This window comes from Candidatus Stoquefichus massiliensis AP9 (assembly GCF_000455285.1).
GTDB lineage: Bacteria > Bacillota_I > Bacilli_A > Erysipelotrichales > Coprobacillaceae > Stoquefichus > Stoquefichus massiliensis.
Window position 1 is genome coordinate 270,781 of record NZ_HG005284.1, and the last position, 14,599, is coordinate 285,379.

19 protein-coding genes are annotated in these 14,599 nt (G+C 35.9%); all 19 read right to left on the minus strand.

Translation table 11 applies throughout. The annotated features are described in order from the left end of the window. Positions 1 to 3 precede the first annotated feature (3 nt). Complete coding sequence (locus tag BN350_RS01425; RefSeq protein WP_231385212.1) at positions 4 to 2,610, minus strand: phage tail protein; 2,607 nt, start codon at positions 2,608 to 2,610, stop codon at positions 4 to 6. A 152-nt stretch (positions 2,611 to 2,762) separates the two neighbouring features. Then, positions 2,763 to 3,071 carry a hypothetical protein gene (locus BN350_RS18165; RefSeq protein WP_231385213.1) on the minus strand — a complete coding sequence of 103 codons (309 nt, stop codon included), beginning with the start codon at positions 3,069 to 3,071 and terminating at the stop codon, positions 2,763 to 2,765. Between the two features lie 92 nt (positions 3,072 to 3,163). Beyond that, positions 3,164 to 3,604 (minus strand): DUF6096 family protein, encoded by a 441-nt coding sequence (locus BN350_RS01435; protein ID WP_028042008.1) that lies wholly within the window; start codon positions 3,602 to 3,604, stop codon positions 3,164 to 3,166. Positions 3,605 to 3,614: 10 nt separating this feature from the next. Next, positions 3,615 to 4,031 (minus strand): phage tail tube protein, encoded by a 417-nt coding sequence (locus tag BN350_RS01440; protein WP_028042009.1) that lies wholly within the window; start codon positions 4,029 to 4,031, stop codon positions 3,615 to 3,617. A gap of 21 nt (positions 4,032 to 4,052) precedes the next feature. Beyond that, positions 4,053 to 4,409: a hypothetical protein gene (locus tag BN350_RS01445; protein ID WP_028042010.1), complete on the minus strand. Its 357-nt coding sequence runs from the start codon at positions 4,407 to 4,409 to the stop codon at positions 4,053 to 4,055. Then, positions 4,406 to 4,939 (minus strand): HK97-gp10 family putative phage morphogenesis protein, encoded by a 534-nt coding sequence (locus BN350_RS01450; RefSeq protein ID WP_028042011.1) that lies wholly within the window; start codon positions 4,937 to 4,939, stop codon positions 4,406 to 4,408. Before BN350_RS01450 ends, BN350_RS01445 begins: the two co-directional genes overlap by 4 nt. After that, positions 4,936 to 5,241 (minus strand): hypothetical protein, encoded by a 306-nt coding sequence (locus BN350_RS01455; RefSeq protein WP_028042012.1) that lies wholly within the window; start codon positions 5,239 to 5,241, stop codon positions 4,936 to 4,938. Before BN350_RS01455 ends, BN350_RS01450 begins: the two co-directional genes overlap by 4 nt. Then, complete coding sequence (locus BN350_RS01460) at positions 5,213 to 5,548, minus strand: phage head-tail connector protein (protein WP_044600025.1); 336 nt, start codon at positions 5,546 to 5,548, stop codon at positions 5,213 to 5,215. Before BN350_RS01460 ends, BN350_RS01455 begins: the two co-directional genes overlap by 29 nt. After that, positions 5,535 to 5,792, minus strand: coding sequence for a hypothetical protein (locus BN350_RS01465; protein ID WP_028042014.1), 258 nt, complete (start codon positions 5,790 to 5,792; stop codon positions 5,535 to 5,537). Before BN350_RS01465 ends, BN350_RS01460 begins: the two co-directional genes overlap by 14 nt. A gap of 12 nt (positions 5,793 to 5,804) precedes the next feature. Then, entirely contained in the window at positions 5,805 to 6,734 is a 930-nt protein-coding gene (locus BN350_RS01470) for a hypothetical protein (protein WP_028042015.1), read from the minus strand. A 13-nt stretch (positions 6,735 to 6,747) separates the two neighbouring features. Continuing rightward, positions 6,748 to 7,335: a DUF4355 domain-containing protein gene (locus BN350_RS01475; RefSeq protein ID WP_044600026.1), complete on the minus strand. Its 588-nt coding sequence runs from the start codon at positions 7,333 to 7,335 to the stop codon at positions 6,748 to 6,750. Between the two features lie 87 nt (positions 7,336 to 7,422). Then, complete coding sequence (locus BN350_RS20475; RefSeq protein ID WP_155849086.1) at positions 7,423 to 7,578, minus strand: hypothetical protein; 156 nt, start codon at positions 7,576 to 7,578, stop codon at positions 7,423 to 7,425. A 46-nt stretch (positions 7,579 to 7,624) separates the two neighbouring features. After that, positions 7,625 to 7,912 carry a hypothetical protein gene (locus BN350_RS01485; protein WP_028042017.1) on the minus strand — a complete coding sequence of 96 codons (288 nt, stop codon included), beginning with the start codon at positions 7,910 to 7,912 and terminating at the stop codon, positions 7,625 to 7,627. A gap of 3 nt (positions 7,913 to 7,915) precedes the next feature. After that, positions 7,916 to 9,478, minus strand: a complete 1,563-nt coding sequence (locus BN350_RS18170) for a minor capsid protein (RefSeq protein ID WP_049945480.1) — start codon at positions 9,476 to 9,478, stop codon at positions 7,916 to 7,918. 18 nt (positions 9,479 to 9,496) lie between these two features. Next, on the minus strand, positions 9,497 to 10,954 hold the full coding sequence (locus BN350_RS01495) for a phage portal protein (RefSeq protein ID WP_028042018.1): 1,458 nt from the start codon (positions 10,952 to 10,954) through the stop codon (positions 9,497 to 9,499). An 11-nt stretch (positions 10,955 to 10,965) separates the two neighbouring features. Further along, entirely contained in the window at positions 10,966 to 12,240 is a 1,275-nt protein-coding gene (locus BN350_RS18175; RefSeq protein ID WP_044600027.1) for a PBSX family phage terminase large subunit, read from the minus strand. Then, positions 12,230 to 12,625, minus strand: coding sequence for a terminase small subunit (locus BN350_RS19820; RefSeq protein ID WP_049945481.1), 396 nt, complete (start codon positions 12,623 to 12,625; stop codon positions 12,230 to 12,232). Before BN350_RS19820 ends, BN350_RS18175 begins: the two co-directional genes overlap by 11 nt. Further along, positions 12,622 to 12,858, minus strand: coding sequence for a hypothetical protein (locus BN350_RS01515; protein WP_028042019.1), 237 nt, complete (start codon positions 12,856 to 12,858; stop codon positions 12,622 to 12,624). The genes BN350_RS19820 and BN350_RS01515 overlap by 4 nt, the downstream gene beginning before the upstream one ends. A 517-nt stretch (positions 12,859 to 13,375) precedes the next feature. Next, positions 13,376 to 14,599, minus strand: coding sequence for a hypothetical protein (locus BN350_RS01525; protein WP_028042020.1), 1,224 nt, complete (start codon positions 14,597 to 14,599; stop codon positions 13,376 to 13,378).

Here is a 14,599-nt window from a genome sequence, read left to right on the forward strand (position 1 = left end):
CTCCTAATAGTCAAAGACAGATTCTCCTGTCTTGACTTCATACTCCTTAATATTCCTGATAACCATCTGTGTCAGACGTTCACCAGTTTCCAAGACAAGATTGATTATGTAAGTTCCTCCGCCACTGCCATTAGCTGGCATTCTTGAAAGAATCTTATCAGCAATCATATCAAGCCCCTGTGTATTTCTTTTCAATGGAATAACAGCCTCAGTTCCTGCTTCACCAAAGATTCCTAAGGTTGGCTTGCTGGCAATCATACCTTGTGCAAGTCGTGGAATTTTAGGAACACTGAATCCTTTTCCACCAACAAGCGGTACCCAATCAGGTATCTTAATCTTATTCAATCCACCAAGAAAACTGTTTATTCCATCAATGATTGCGTTGATAGGTGATTTGAAGATATTCGCAAATCCTTTGACAATGTTTGAGAAAATGTCCTTTACACCCTGCCATGCTCTTTTCCAGTTGCCTGTGAAAACACCAGATACAAAAGTCGTAATACCATTAAACACGCCCTTGATCATGCTCCATACAGATTTGATGCCTGAGCATAATGTATTCATTGGAACTCCGAGCAGTCCGAGTGATTTTGTCCAGTCAGTATTGAATGCACCAGATACAAATTTAGCTACATTATTGAATGAATCTTTAACATAGCCCCACTGCCTAGAAAAGAAGCCAGCAACCGGTTCAAAGAAATCACAGATATTTTTAATTGATTCATCAAAGATACCACATATATTCTTCCATGCTGTATCCATATCTAAAGTAAACAGCCCAACAAAGAACTCAAGAACTATCTTTGCAACCGCCAATATTGCATCAAAGACACCTTCAATAATTGGCTGTGCTGTTTCAAATGATGCTGCAAATATACCAATTATAGCATCTGCAATCGGCTGCAGGCATTCACTCCAGAATAGATTCAACATCTGCATGACAAGCTCTACACCTGGTTTCCATTTCTCCCATACTTTCATAACTGCATTTAGCGCAGCTGAGAATAAGCCGACAAGAAAATTAACCAAAGGTGCCAGAACCGTATTCCATAATATAAGAATAACAGATGAAACCAACTGGATAGTCGTTACAAATACATTTGCAAGAAAGGATGCTATTGGTACAAGAACAGTCATAAACACATCAGCCAGAAAAGCAAACAACGGCTGTATGATTTCCGTCCATAAGCCAGATAAAATCGAGGCAATATTTGACAATGCCTCATTGACAAGATTTTTGAAGCCATCACTTGTCTGGTACAGATAAATCAGTGCTGCTGTTACTGCACCTATAGCAGCAGAAATCCCTATAGCTGTGCCTGCAGCTGTTCCAAAGACTGAAGTTAATCCTGACATGATGCCATTTCCCGATAAAATTTCACCAAAGAATGTAGAGGCACATAACCCAAGAAACTTAAATGTATCTCCAAAAGTCTGTAATACCTTTGATGTGCTTCCCCAGTTTCTCAATAGACCAAATACTGCAAATCCAGTAGCCAGTCCACCCAGCAAAGATGTTATAGCTGGCACATTCTTAGAGACCCAGCTTTTCAGTAAGTCTATCTTTGCTATAACTTTGTCCACTGCCTTATCTACTCCTGAAGTATCTGGCTCTTCAAATGCACTTCCCCAGTCAATAGAGCCAACATCATAGCCACCGCCTGCACTGCTTCCACCTGCTGCAGAGCCTGTACCAGAAGAATTGCTATTTGTTTCACTTAGAATATTGAGATCATCAAATCCAGCAAGCACACCTTTTATTTCCTTTGCTGCCTTCTTTGCCTTTCCTCCTGTTCCATCAAGTGCCTTTCCAACTCCTCCAACAGAATTTGATGCCAATGATGCATCATTGGCTACAGCGCTCATTACGCTACTCTTGGCATTCTGTTTTGATTGTCCTCCAAAGAGTTTACCAAAAACTCCTGCTATGACATTTGCTAGTGTTATGAATTTTCCAATAACTGTATTAATCACCTGAATAACAGGTGTAAATACAGAAATCAGTCCATTCCCAATTATGCCTAGAAGCTGTTTCCACTGCTCCTGAAGTATACGTACCTGGTTAGCCCATGTTCCGCTTGTTCGTGCAAAATCTCCTTGTGTAAACGCCAGTCTATCCAATACAAAATTGTATCTCAATGTTGTCTGCTCAGCTTGAGTCATATCATTGATATTTTTTGTGATCCCCTGTGATAATGCAAACTGTTTGAGATTAGCCTGAGTCATAACTACGCCAAGTTCCTTTAACGTTTCAGTTTCACCTGTAAAGACTGACTTAAGCCTTACATCAGCAAGTTCCTGAGAAATATTAAAGAAAGAAGCTACATCTCCAGTCAGACCAGCTAATGTAATGGCCATATCTGATGCAGCACTATTATTTATCTGTGCACTCTTAGCCATAGACATATATGTGCTTGCTGTTTTCTTGGCACTCAGTTCACTCATGCCAAACTGCTGTATAGATTTTTTAGCAAAACGTTCTGCCTTCCATGACATCTCTCCAAAAGCTGTATCAACAACATTCTGTACTTCAGTCAGACTGCTTGCTACTGCAACTGCTTCCTTGCCTAACTTGTATAATCCAAATCCTGCAGCTGCTGATGCTACCATAGACTTTATCCCAGACATTGACTTATTGATTCTATTTGCCTGTGTTTCGATAGTGCCAGCAGAAGATTTAGCATCTGCTGTCGCAGTTTTCAATGCACTGCTGAATTTCTTAGTTTCAGCAGATATAATTACTTTTAATTCCTCTAATGTGCTTAGTCACCATCTCCCTTATATTTTTTATTATACTGGCTGGCAAATCTCTTTCTTCTGTTCTTGAATACTTCAAATTCGCTTTCCTGTTTTTCCATATAATATTGTTTCTTCTCATCTTCAAATAAATCAGGATAGTAATCCCAAAGCTGCTTAAACTGAGTATCTTCATTTGTCTTTTCAGAACCATTGATAATGAGATTAATTCCTCTCATGATCTGGTCAGATAAAATCTGATTATTAACAGCAACCTGCTTCTGTTTGCGAATTTCCACTCTTTCGTGAGATTCAATAAGATCGCTTATTTCCAAAATGGATAAATCCCAAAAAATAGATGGACTTATGCCACAGTCTAATGCAGCTAGATAAAGTTCATCTATCAGATCTCCAACTTTTTTATAACTTACATCATTTCTTTTGCATTCTCCAGACGTTTGTCCATTGACTCCGTCTGTGCTTGTGAGAAAAAACCACTTACCTGGTATATTGGAAAGAAAACATCAGTCATGAACGTCATCTGTGTTCCACCTTCATCCTGATATTTATCAAACAAATCAATGACATCAGCTTCCTTTATGCCATGCTCATATTTCTGCATTGCCTGATGTGCAATCAAAAGCATGACCTTTAATGCAGGCATTGATCCATTATCTGTACTTGATATTACATTGAGTAAATTCGTACCAAGCTTATCCTCAAGATTAATGATTGACTGTGTTGTTAATTTTAATTTATAATCCCTTCCATCAACACTCCATATTGCATATGGCTTTCTTTTATTCACCGTTGAAGTTTCTGACTTCTGATTACCATCTTCTATAACTTCTCCACTTAACGCTCCCATAATCATCCTCCTATGCTATAACTGGATCAGTGATTTCTAACGCACTTGCTAGTGCAATATTCAAATCAAATTCAATGACACCATTAACGCCGCCACCTGTACGTTTCAGTGATATCTGTCCATCAAATGATGTTGTTGTTCCATCCTTGAGTGTCTCCTTGAAAGATAAGGTTTCTCCTGAAGCCTCAAACGCTCTTAAGACACGATAAGGTGACTCTGCTTCACTATTATCGTATCTGAATTTATAAACGACATCCCCTGGATCTCCAATACCCATTTCGTATACCTTGATTGTATCTTCAAGAGTAGTGTTTTCTACTTTCTCAGGGTCAACTCCCATTTCTGGTATTTCCTTTAGACCTTTTAATTTTGTATAGGTACTTGCACCCTTAGCCTTGTACTCCAATGTAGCTCCATTTGCTAACATAAAATCATCCTCCTTCTATTTCTATGTGTGATATATAAATTTCTTTTTGCATTCAATAATAGCTTCATATCTCATTTGTTTGTGCTTCAAACTGCTTGGATCTGGAACATCCTGACAGTTTGTTCTTAAGAATCCAAGTCTTGACATAACAGCATCAATATCAACAGCTGTCTGAGATGTACTTTTACCATCCCATATATCAATGCGATATCTGATATAAGAACTCTGTTCCTGATCATCAGTGAATTCATCCACCTTATTTTCCTCTTCAACATACTGAACTGCTGGCATATCCGAAAAACTTTGCGGATACATATCACTTACATTTTTAACAACAGACTGAAGCTCCCTATAAATAATATCCTTTACATTTATCATTTCTTGCATATCTCCTTTATCTTAGATGAAATAATCTTCTTGGAATTTTTAATAATATCTTTTTCATGATTCTTTAGTGCTGGATACATAAATGGTCTGGCCATCTGTCCTTTTGTATAATAGCCAATAACTTCACCATCTTTCATAGCAACTCTATATCCATAGCTTTCAGCCTTTTCAACTGACATGGCATCTGCTGGTATCATCCAGCCTCTTTGTGAGTATCGTGGTATGACTGCTGGTGAAATGCCTGCGTGATTAGCCTGACCGTTAGGTCCAGTACCAAATTCATAGTAGGCACCATATTCTGAATTTGTATAGACAGTAGATGAGATAACTTGATCTTTAATTTCTTTCTTTATTCTGACCGATCTCTCCAACGCATGAGAATCAGATGTAATGAGAAGTCGAGCCTGTGACTGAACAATAAGTCCGCCTTGCGATACCGCCTCTACAACGGCCTCTTTAGCAACCTTTGAATCAAGTTCTGATAGTTTGTTAAACAGTTTGCTTAAATCTATATTGCTCATAATCGCTCAATCTCCAATCCTCTAAATCGCCTACTTTTCTTTACGCTAATGACCTTATGACTTATCCCTTCATAAATAATCATGTCATGCTCTTCAATCTCTAAAATGCCATAATAATGCATATTCATGATGCTGTTTATTCTCAAGCCATATAGTTCTGTTTGCAGTTTAGAACCCGCAGGCCAGATAAGTGCTTCATCTTCATGAATTTCATCACTGTAAGCCTCTAAGATATTGCCCTCACTGTCTTTGTGAGGCATATAAGCCCTATGCTTAAATTTTCGTAGACTCTTCTTTTTCATCCTTGACTCTCCTTCCAAGCGCAGAAAGACGATAGCTTGCAATTCCTGAAAGAATATCATCTTCACTTAGATAGGTTTCACTTTCCCCACCCTCATTGTATGATGACAGTCCTTCATTCCCACGCTTGTTGTATCTTGCTACTGCGAGCTGAAGCTTGGCTTCTGATAATTCATCAATCATTTTTCTGCGGTTTGTTCTGGAAAGAATTGTGGCTTCTGCACTTAAAAGAAAAGATGAGACTTTTTCCAGATCAGTCTCACCTGTTAGCAGCTGAAACCTTTGTTCCAGCAGATTATTCATTTCCATTTTGTGCTTCCTTGATGATAGCCACAATTTCCTTGTTTGTTAAAGAATCATCAATTTCAATTCCCAGCTGTGCAGCCAATTCCTTCAGTTCACCGCTATTCATCTTGCTTAAGGATTTTTGCTTTTTCTCATTATTCTCAGATTCGTCCACTTTCTTAACTTGCTTAAATCCCTTATCAATGTATTCCTGAACTTTTTCATCCTTAACAATAAACTGTACATTCTCTTTCATAACAATAGTCATTTCAGTTTCCTCCTAGGCTGTTGGCTTTGAATCTTTAATATTGACATAGATTGAATCCTCTTTATTGTCTAATGTCCATATTTCATGAAAACGGCGATAATCCATATCCCATGCATTGGCTCTTTGATTTGTCAATGGATCAAAGATACGCATAACATCCTGCTTAGAGATAGCAATAGGTGTAATTCTAGGTACAATAATAAAGTTTGCTTCCAAAGCACCTGTTCCCTTCACATAGCCACCTTGTTCCTGTCCAGAAGTTTCACCATCATAGATTGTAATAGCAGAATACATTCTATTCTGTGGTGTCTCGATAATAGGGCATTGATCAACCGCTGGTACTTTTGTATCAATGCCACCTTGAGAGAATGTTACATCAGTAATTTTTCCAGCCAACGCCATTTCTAATTCAAGTTTTGCATCCGCAGTCATATGGATAACCAACTCACCGTTATATCCTTTATCTCGAATTTTCGCAATGCCTTTCTTGATTTCCCTTAAAATTGTTGATTCTGCTGGCACATATCCATAGACAATATTTTCATCCTTTGTGATTGCTGTTGTAATCAATTTTGATAAACGATATGCGTCAATTTCTGGAGTTACAAACATTCTTTGGAACTCTCCCATAACTGTAGATGCAGTTGCAACAAAGTTCGTTTCATCCACATCCATAGCATCCAATGAGAACTTACGACCTCTATCCTGTGTCATTGTTCTTGTCTCATATTCCAAAGTAATGGCACCCTGATTGTACCCTTTTTCCCTATCGTATTGACCTAAGCCCTGCAATGCGATTTTAGGAATTTTAACTTCTGCTCCTCCGCTGTATTTGACTTGTCCCGCGTTCGCTTCCATCCATCCTGTTAATGCTTCCTGTTGTGCTACTAAATCCAATGTCTGCTGGAATAAAGTAGCAGTTGCTAATGTATTAATTGGCATATTCTATTCCTCCTTATTTGCCCATCATATTTTTATAAATCAATTCCGCTTCAGATGGTGTATCATCCTTAGCTCTTTTTGGTGGCTTTCCACCCTTTAGTCTTTCATCAACCGCTTTTTCTACAGCAGATTGAAAAGCCTTTTCAACAGTCTCAATGCTTTTCTTGCAGCTGTCTGCATCAGTAAAATTTAGAATTTCGGCAAGTTCTGTTGGGATACCTTTATCAGCCAGCTGAACCTTAGCCTGCGCAGTCAATTCTCTTTGAGTAATTGCTGCTTCTCTCGCATCCAGGTCCTCCTGACGTTTCTTCGCCTGATATTCCTTCTTTTCCTTTTCGGACATTCCTGCAAGCTTTTCTGCTTCTGTTTTCTGATCTTCCAGATGCTTTTCCCAGCTTTTACGTTCCTTTGCAATTCTTCCCTGAACAATCTTGTCCAGTTCCTCCTGTGTAAAGGTCTTAGGCTGCTGAATATCATTTTCAGGTTCACCTTCATGACTTTCGTTTTCCTGATTATCTGTGTCATTTGCACCAGTCCCAGGATCTTCTTCTGCAAATAACTGTAAATTATCTAATGGAAATAAAAACTTGTTTTTTTTCATAACTTCCTCCATTTAAAGTCCGTACGACCATCCCAGCTTTTCATGTCATCAGTTTCTGGACATATAAAAAGACAATCACACGATTGCCTATTTATCATTATTTTCCTTTAATTCAGCAACAACTTTTTTGTCAATAAGTTCTTTCACTCGCTTAGGGTTTTCAACCACAAATATATCTCCCTCTCGTCTGGGAATTCCACACTGAACATCAAACATGTTCCTGATAACCTTTAATCTCGCCATCATGTTCACCTCCTTTTTGGCAAAATAAAAACCGATGAAACATCGGTCAATAATAATCTTTTTCTTCAAGAATATCAAATAATTTGTCAAACAGTTCTTCTGTTTCATATCCTAATTCATTAGGTTCGTCATTCTCAAAACCATATTCAATATTCTTTTGAATAACATAATTCCTTATTTGTCTTATTTCTTCCTTGCCGAGTGCCCTATTGGAATTGGTAAATTCAATAACATCCTTTTTTACATACCCATCATCAGGATTCAAATCTTTCATCTCTAACAAGCTAAATAATAGTTCTTTTTCATCCTTGGTTAACCTATATTTTTTGAACATACACTATAATTCCTTTCTTACAGTCTGAATCAAAACACCTGTATCAGGATTGACTGTGACATCAACTCTCTTATTTGTATATTTACTACTTCTTCCGTTAGATCCAGACTTTGTATCAACAGCTTTTCCTGATAATGCTTCTATAATATCTTCTATATCAACACCTTCACGCTTGATTGATGCTTTTTGTCCTTCTTTAACGGTAGTTCCCAAAACTCTCTCAATAAAATGATTACTTTGTGATGTTATTTTTATTCCATCACCTGTTATAAGACCAACAACATTATTTTGAATAATTTCATGATATTTCTTATAATCATCAAAACTGGAAAATGCTGATAATTTACCAGAAACACGTGACTTTTTATATTTCTTTAACAAGTTCCATTCATTAGTATTATTATACTTCATTTCCTGGAACTTTGCTAGTGAATCTGGCATGTTTTCAGTACCAATTACATCTTTATAATATTTATACTGCCTTCTGTCAGATGATAGATTTACTGTTTTCTTCTGAAATGTTTCAACAGTATCAATTCCATGCACGTCCTGCTGCCTTTTTAGCCAATCATCATATGTTTCATTAGCATTAACAGTTTCTTCTTCACCAGTAATAGGATTACGCTGACGACGAACCATATTTTCACTAACGCCTTCAATATATGGTTCCATAACAGAACGACAATGAGGATGAAGCGGAGGAATATCTTTACCAATTTCTCCCTTGCCTACTTCTACAGCAGTTCCATCGTGCTTCTGGCATACTCTTGAGGTCTTGAAATCATGCACTGCACGAAACACTTCTTTCCTGATTCCCGCATCCTCAAATGCCAATTGATCAACAAACGAAGTTACTGCTGCCGATTCTGTTTCAATAAGACGTCTGGCCTTGTATGCACCAACAGAAAAACGCTCATCTATGCTGTCCTGCATTTCCCTTTCAGTCTTTCCAGTAAGAAGTCCCATCATCATTTCATCTTTTAGACTATAGGTCAATTCATCTGTGTTGTTCCAAATTCTTTCAGAATAATTCTCCCCACTCCATCTTGACTTGAGCATTCCATCAACTAATGTTGGATCCAATGTATTAAACTGATAGGCAACATCTGTAGCATGCTGAATATTAAAAACATCTCTATGGTATCCATCAAAGGCTGAATTGATATAAGACAAAGTCGATACTTCCTTTTCGGTACTGTAGATGCTTTGCATCAGGATATCCAAATCATTCTGGATATTTTCAAGTCTGCTGATTCGATAGCGATAGGCAGGTGCATCCAGCTTCTTGATAAGTTCTTTTTTCTCCTGGCTGGTTTGACCATTTTTCAGTTTTCTCAGCAGTTCATTGTAATCATGAGGATTTTCCAATGAATTAATAAGCGTTTTAGCTTCCTGAATAGAAAGATTGTTCTTTGCTCTGTAGGTATCAAATATTCCCTGAATTTTCTTATTCAGATACAGCGACGATTTTTGATACAGCTTAGCCAGATACTCTGCAGTAACATCTGCATCATTGAGAATATTAAGAAGTTTTTCTTCCTGCCTTTTCTTCCAGTAATCACTCATTGCTATTTACCAGCAATACTAATGATTTTTTGAAGAATCCAGTTTAGAGTTTTTATCACTGGCAGAAGTATCCTCTGATGTATCTTCATCTTCCTCATCCTCCCTAAATGGCTTGTCATTCTCAAACTTAAACATCTGCTGCTGGCGACGTACGTTATCATCATTTTCCTTCTTGACTTTCTCCACCTCACCAGCTGCATCTTCAACAAAAGGCAACTGTTCGATTAACGTTTCGTTTGACACCTTGCCACTTAAGTTTGCAATCATCTGTGCAAGTTCATTGAGGTTCTTAGGAAGTTCCCTTGTGAATGTAATTTTAACCATATTTGGATTAACCGATATTGCTTTAAGTTTAAGAAAATTACAGAACAGTTCAATTCTTCTTTTCAGACCCTTCTTATAGTACTTTTCCTTCTCGCCAGTAATCATCTGCAGTCCAAGCAACTTATACTCCATAGCTACACCTGAACTGTTGCCAACAAAGTTTTCATCCGTTAGGTTAGGAACATGAGAAAATGTGTAAATATCTTCCTTTATAGCCTTACGCAGTACTTCTATTCCCGTTTCATCAAATGTTCTTGCTATATATTCAGCACGTGCATCCAGTGGCAGTTCCAACAATCCATTTTCTTTCAGTATCTTCATAGCCTCAGAAACTTCTTCATTGTCATCACCTAGCAATGAGCCATAAATAACCAATAAAGCCTCAACAAACTGCTCCTTGTCATTGACTCTATCACTTGTGATTTTATTGTATGCATCTATAAGAGAAATCTGCTGTTCAAAATCACCAATGCAAAGTTTGTTGTTGCGATACTCAACGATTGGAACATTGCCAAGATGATTCTCATATGGCTCACTAATATCTTGATGGTTGTTTCCATTGCATTCAAGTATCATATTGTAGATATAAGTCTTAGTTACTACTGTTGCACGATAGCAGAACTTTTCCGTTATTGAATCCTTAAAGCGATAATAATAGACACCAAATAATAAATTCTGTTCAATGGTATCATCATACACAAGGAATGTATGATCAGCTTCAATATTTCTGACAAGCAAATCAGTTGTATCCTCTTTGACATAAACATATTCATAGGCAACACCACAGACACTCATATCATGCGCATTGTCACTGTCCACATCATCTGTATCTGCTGTATCAAATGCATCGGTGAGCCTATCAATACCTGCTGTATCTTCTTTATCATATACACCATACGATATTGGACTGTTCATGAAGAATCCAGTTGCTGTATCTGATATATCCTTGGCATGATTGCATACAACCTTATTATTTGCCGCTTTCTTGTTCTTCTTTTTTCTGCCTTTGATCGCATGATCAGCTTCATAATATCTCATATTCTTTCTGAATTTTGATGCAATGTTATTGTGCTTTCTGATCAGCTGCTCAATTTGCGTTTTATTCAGCTGTGTTTCATCATATATACTTCCATCAACTGTAAATGTATACATCTGATTCCCTCCTATTCGTATTTAGATCTGTTTTTGCCAGCACGACCTTTTTTCTTTGTAATATCATTTTCCATACCATATCTTGCAGCATCTATTGTATGGTTGTTCTTATCAGGAAACTCACCTTTGAGATTTCCCTCCTTATCCTTTTCAATTTCATATTCCTGAAATTCTCTAGCTGCATTTGGACATCTGATTGGATCAATGATAATTTCTTCTAGATCCTGTAGCCACTTGATTCCATTTTCAACACTACCTGGACCTTTCTTTGCACCAATTACGTTTAATCCTAAGAGATTGAATTCATTTATAGTTCGAGGATCCTCACTATCAGCAATAATTAATTTATTTAAAGGATTGAGTTTTTTAATTTTAACCACAGCATTTGCATTTGATAATCTCACCTGATAAACTTCACCAAAAATAAAAAGACGTCTTCTCGTCTTGTCATAGTGCATTTTTAAATATGCCAATGGATCTCCAGCATATCCAAAATCCAATCCATTCTTTAATCTATCAAACACCTGAATTTCTTCATCTGTTATTTGCCTGATTGAAAGGTTTGTAAATACCTCTCCACCCGTTCCAATAACAACACCTAGATATTCATGATCATATTTTGCCTTATTCACTTTCTTTAAATGCTCTGCTTCAATGATAAACTGTTCTCCCAGCCATTCCTTAGGAACATCCAAATAAGTACTATGATGGATATAAGTGTCTTCTCTCGGTTCAAGAACATGTCTGTTTACCCAGTTCCTCTGGCTTTCAGGCGGATTATAAGAGTAGAAAACAATAAAATCCGGTCCACCACGCATTAATGACTGATTGATGTTACGTATCTTGGCATAAGACTCAAACTCATCAACTTCTTCATACCAGATGTATTTTATCCATCCCTTTGGCACTTTTGTTGATTTAACTTTTTTAGGATTATCAGCCCCTTTAAAACGAATGACCTGTCCAGTAGGCTTATAAGTAATTGTGAGTTTAGACTCTGGTACATGCCAATACTCAGATACACCAAGTATCTCAATAGCCCATTTAATCTGGTCACGTACTGATTCAGACAAAGTATCCTTTACACGTCTTAAAACAAGTGCGTTGGACATAATTCCATTTTGAGCATCATCCATAATTCCTTTGACAATCTCTATACTGATAAATGATGATTTAGTAGATCCTCTACCACCCTTAAGCCAGTAATGAGTATGTCTTTTCTTAACAATATCAACATGGACTGCATGAAATGGTGCGGCTAGCACATCTGATAACTTAACTGTCATCTATATCATCAACTATCTGTACAAGTTGTTGACCAGATACTTCTAATTTTTGACTATAAAGTCCTTTCACTTTTAAAAGTTTTTCCACTGCATCATTTCTATCCCTTAACGATGCATCAAGTCCAAAGGCATCCTTCTCCTGTCCACGAACGACTCTTGTAAGATACATCAGCAATTCATTGGCACTTGCTATTTCAGTTGACTCAATATCATTCAGCCATTGCTCCTTAAACTCAATAACATCCTTCTTGTTCATCATTCTTGAAAAAGCTGCAGCTGCTGAACTTTCTTTCCTGCATTTCTTGAAGACTGTCATATACGCCTTTGTACCATTGAATCCATTCTTAACCCATTCGATAACACAAAGTTTCTCTTTTTCTGTCATGATGTATCACCACTCTTGTACAGTAGATCCTTATACAAAAAAACAAGGTTATTTAATAACTGAACCTTGCCATAGCATTCTATTCCATCCTTAGGATTGTCATCATAGATGATATACTTTGTGACAATCTTACCTGTTTTCCTGCTTCTAAACTGCTGGGTATTGATAAAATACTCATGTCCATGCATTTTCAGAGCCAACAGCACCTTATTGATATTCTTCTGTATATTCATTACGATCACATCCTTTCATTTTCTTGGTCGCAGGAGGTGGACTTGAACCACCTACAACAGAAAAGCACTCTGTCAAGTTACCAGTTACTCCATCCTGCAATGTTTTGGGTAAAAGAAAAAGGACTTGTTTGTCCTTGAATTTATAAATTTTAAGAATATACAACCGCTTAAAGCCATTCCCGTTGCGGTTAACATATCCATTATTGCTACTTGTACCTCACAATAATCTTTTTTGTTACAGGTTTTTTATAGCAAGCTGCGTCTGTGTAAAATACTTACTACTGGCTATCATTTTCTCTTTTAAAGCGATACCACAATGTAAATTTAATTAATATATGGAGTTTAAAAGGAGTAATAAATCATGCCCGTGATATCGCTATAAAAGAAAAAAAGACGATCATTCGCCTTTTTTGGTTTGTTCATGTATTCTCAGAAAGGAGTGAACTAATGAAACCGTACCTTTGTATGTCTTTTGACAGTATAATAATAACACGTTTTTTGATTACATAATATAGCATTATATAAAATAAAGTATAACTATTATTAAAATTATGTTTATCCAAATTATAAAAGGATATCTATTAAAAATTCTTCTTTTTAAATTAATAATTCTTGAATGAATATTACCCCGTTTAATTTTTAGATATTGTTTTATAGTTTCTCCAAAGTCTCTACAATTGCGCAACTCTCCCCAAGAATCCACAAAATACCACACTCCATCATCTTTATAAATTCGGCTTTTATCTACAAAAAGCAATTGTATTGATTTTCCTGTTACTTTATCAAAAATTTTACCATATACATAATAAATAATAAAAATTGAATCTATAAATATTAAAAGAATAATTACAATCAATAAAATGTAGAATTCAAAACTTTTTCCTATCGCAAGACTTTCAATTATCCCAACAAAATCGTATTTATAATTAAATACATAAACTATCCAAGATATAACATCAACAACAATTAATATTAAAAAACAAATATTAAAATAATATATTATTGGATATTTTATTTTTAATCTTTCAATCACATTTGAACAATAAATATCTTCCGTTATAGTTGCAATTGATCTACCTAGTAATTTAGAAAGAAAATATAAAAACATAAAAATAATGTTAAAAACAATCCACCCCACCACTATGGAAATAGCAATACTTTTTAACAAAAATGTTTTACTTATTGTTGAAAGAACATTCCCTAAAATACTTGTTCCACCAAAGTATACCAAAACAACCGCAGAAAAAATACCTAGTATGGATACAAACTCAGAATATGAATGTTCTGTTTGTTCTACTAATTTTTCTACTTTAGGTTTTATATTGCTTGCGGTTTCATTTAAATCATCATATTTTTGACGTAATTCTTGTCCAGTCATATCCATTCTTGCATCTATAGATGTAATATAATTAATTCTAGCAATTTCTAAATTTGTATGATCTAGCAATTTTTTTAATGGTTGCTGTATAATATTATCACTTACACAAGATTCTTTATATAAAATTTCTAAATTTTGACTAATTATTTCAATTTGTCTATTGTCTTTTTTTAAATCTGTAAGTATTGGAAAAATATCAGAATAAAAATGATGAAATATAACTTCACCATTTTTAATATATACATTTCGTAATCTATTTAAATAATTATCTTTAGCTCCTTGATTTTTAAGCGCTTTTTCATTTACAAGGTCCTTAATTATTTGCTTTATCTGATTTCTTTTTTGTCTTTCGTTATTACTCAT

Excerpts from the sequence above, each read along its gene's own strand:
- BN350_RS01470 (WP_028042015.1), bottom strand. The coding sequence starts at position 6,734 with ATGCCAATTAATACATTAGCAACTGCTACTTTATTCCAGCAGACATTG.
- BN350_RS20475 (WP_155849086.1), bottom strand. The coding sequence starts at position 7,578 with ATGGCGAGATTAAAGGTTATCAGGAACATGTTTGATGTTCAGTGTGGA.
- BN350_RS01455 (WP_028042012.1), bottom strand. The coding sequence starts at position 5,241 with ATGAAAAAGAAGAGTCTACGAAAATTTAAGCATAGGGCTTATATGCCT.
- BN350_RS01440 (WP_028042009.1), bottom strand. The coding sequence starts at position 4,031 with ATGTTAGCAAATGGAGCTACATTGGAGTACAAGGCTAAGGGTGCAAGT.
- BN350_RS18175 (WP_044600027.1), bottom strand. The coding sequence starts at position 12,240 with ATGACAGTTAAGTTATCAGATGTGCTAGCCGCACCATTTCATGCAGTC.
- BN350_RS01465 (WP_028042014.1), bottom strand. The coding sequence starts at position 5,792 with ATGACTATTGTTATGAAAGAGAATGTACAGTTTATTGTTAAGGATGAA.
- BN350_RS19820 (WP_049945481.1), bottom strand. The coding sequence starts at position 12,625 with ATGACAGAAAAAGAGAAACTTTGTGTTATCGAATGGGTTAAGAATGGA.
- BN350_RS01445 (WP_028042010.1), bottom strand. The coding sequence starts at position 4,409 with ATGATAAATGTAAAGGATATTATTTATAGGGAGCTTCAGTCTGTTGTT.
- BN350_RS01495 (WP_028042018.1), bottom strand. The coding sequence starts at position 10,954 with ATGTATACATTTACAGTTGATGGAAGTATATATGATGAAACACAGCTG.
- BN350_RS01450 (WP_028042011.1), bottom strand. The coding sequence starts at position 4,939 with ATGAGCAATATAGATTTAAGCAAACTGTTTAACAAACTATCAGAACTT.
- BN350_RS01515 (WP_028042019.1), bottom strand. The coding sequence starts at position 12,858 with ATGAATATACAGAAGAATATCAATAAGGTGCTGTTGGCTCTGAAAATG.
- BN350_RS01425 (WP_231385212.1), bottom strand. The coding sequence starts at position 2,610 with ATGGTAGCATCAGCAGCTGCAGGATTTGGATTATACAAGTTAGGCAAG.
- BN350_RS01525 (WP_028042020.1), bottom strand. The coding sequence starts at position 14,599 with ATGAGTAATAACGAAAGACAAAAAAGAAATCAGATAAAGCAAATAATT.
- BN350_RS01485 (WP_028042017.1), bottom strand. The coding sequence starts at position 7,912 with ATGTTCAAAAAATATAGGTTAACCAAGGATGAAAAAGAACTATTATTT.
- BN350_RS01435 (WP_028042008.1), bottom strand. The coding sequence starts at position 3,604 with ATGGGAGCGTTAAGTGGAGAAGTTATAGAAGATGGTAATCAGAAGTCA.
- BN350_RS18170 (WP_049945480.1), bottom strand. The coding sequence starts at position 9,478 with ATGAGTGATTACTGGAAGAAAAGGCAGGAAGAAAAACTTCTTAATATT.
- BN350_RS01460 (WP_044600025.1), bottom strand. The coding sequence starts at position 5,548 with ATGGAAATGAATAATCTGCTGGAACAAAGGTTTCAGCTGCTAACAGGT.
- BN350_RS01475 (WP_044600026.1), bottom strand. The coding sequence starts at position 7,335 with ATGAAAAAAAACAAGTTTTTATTTCCATTAGATAATTTACAGTTATTT.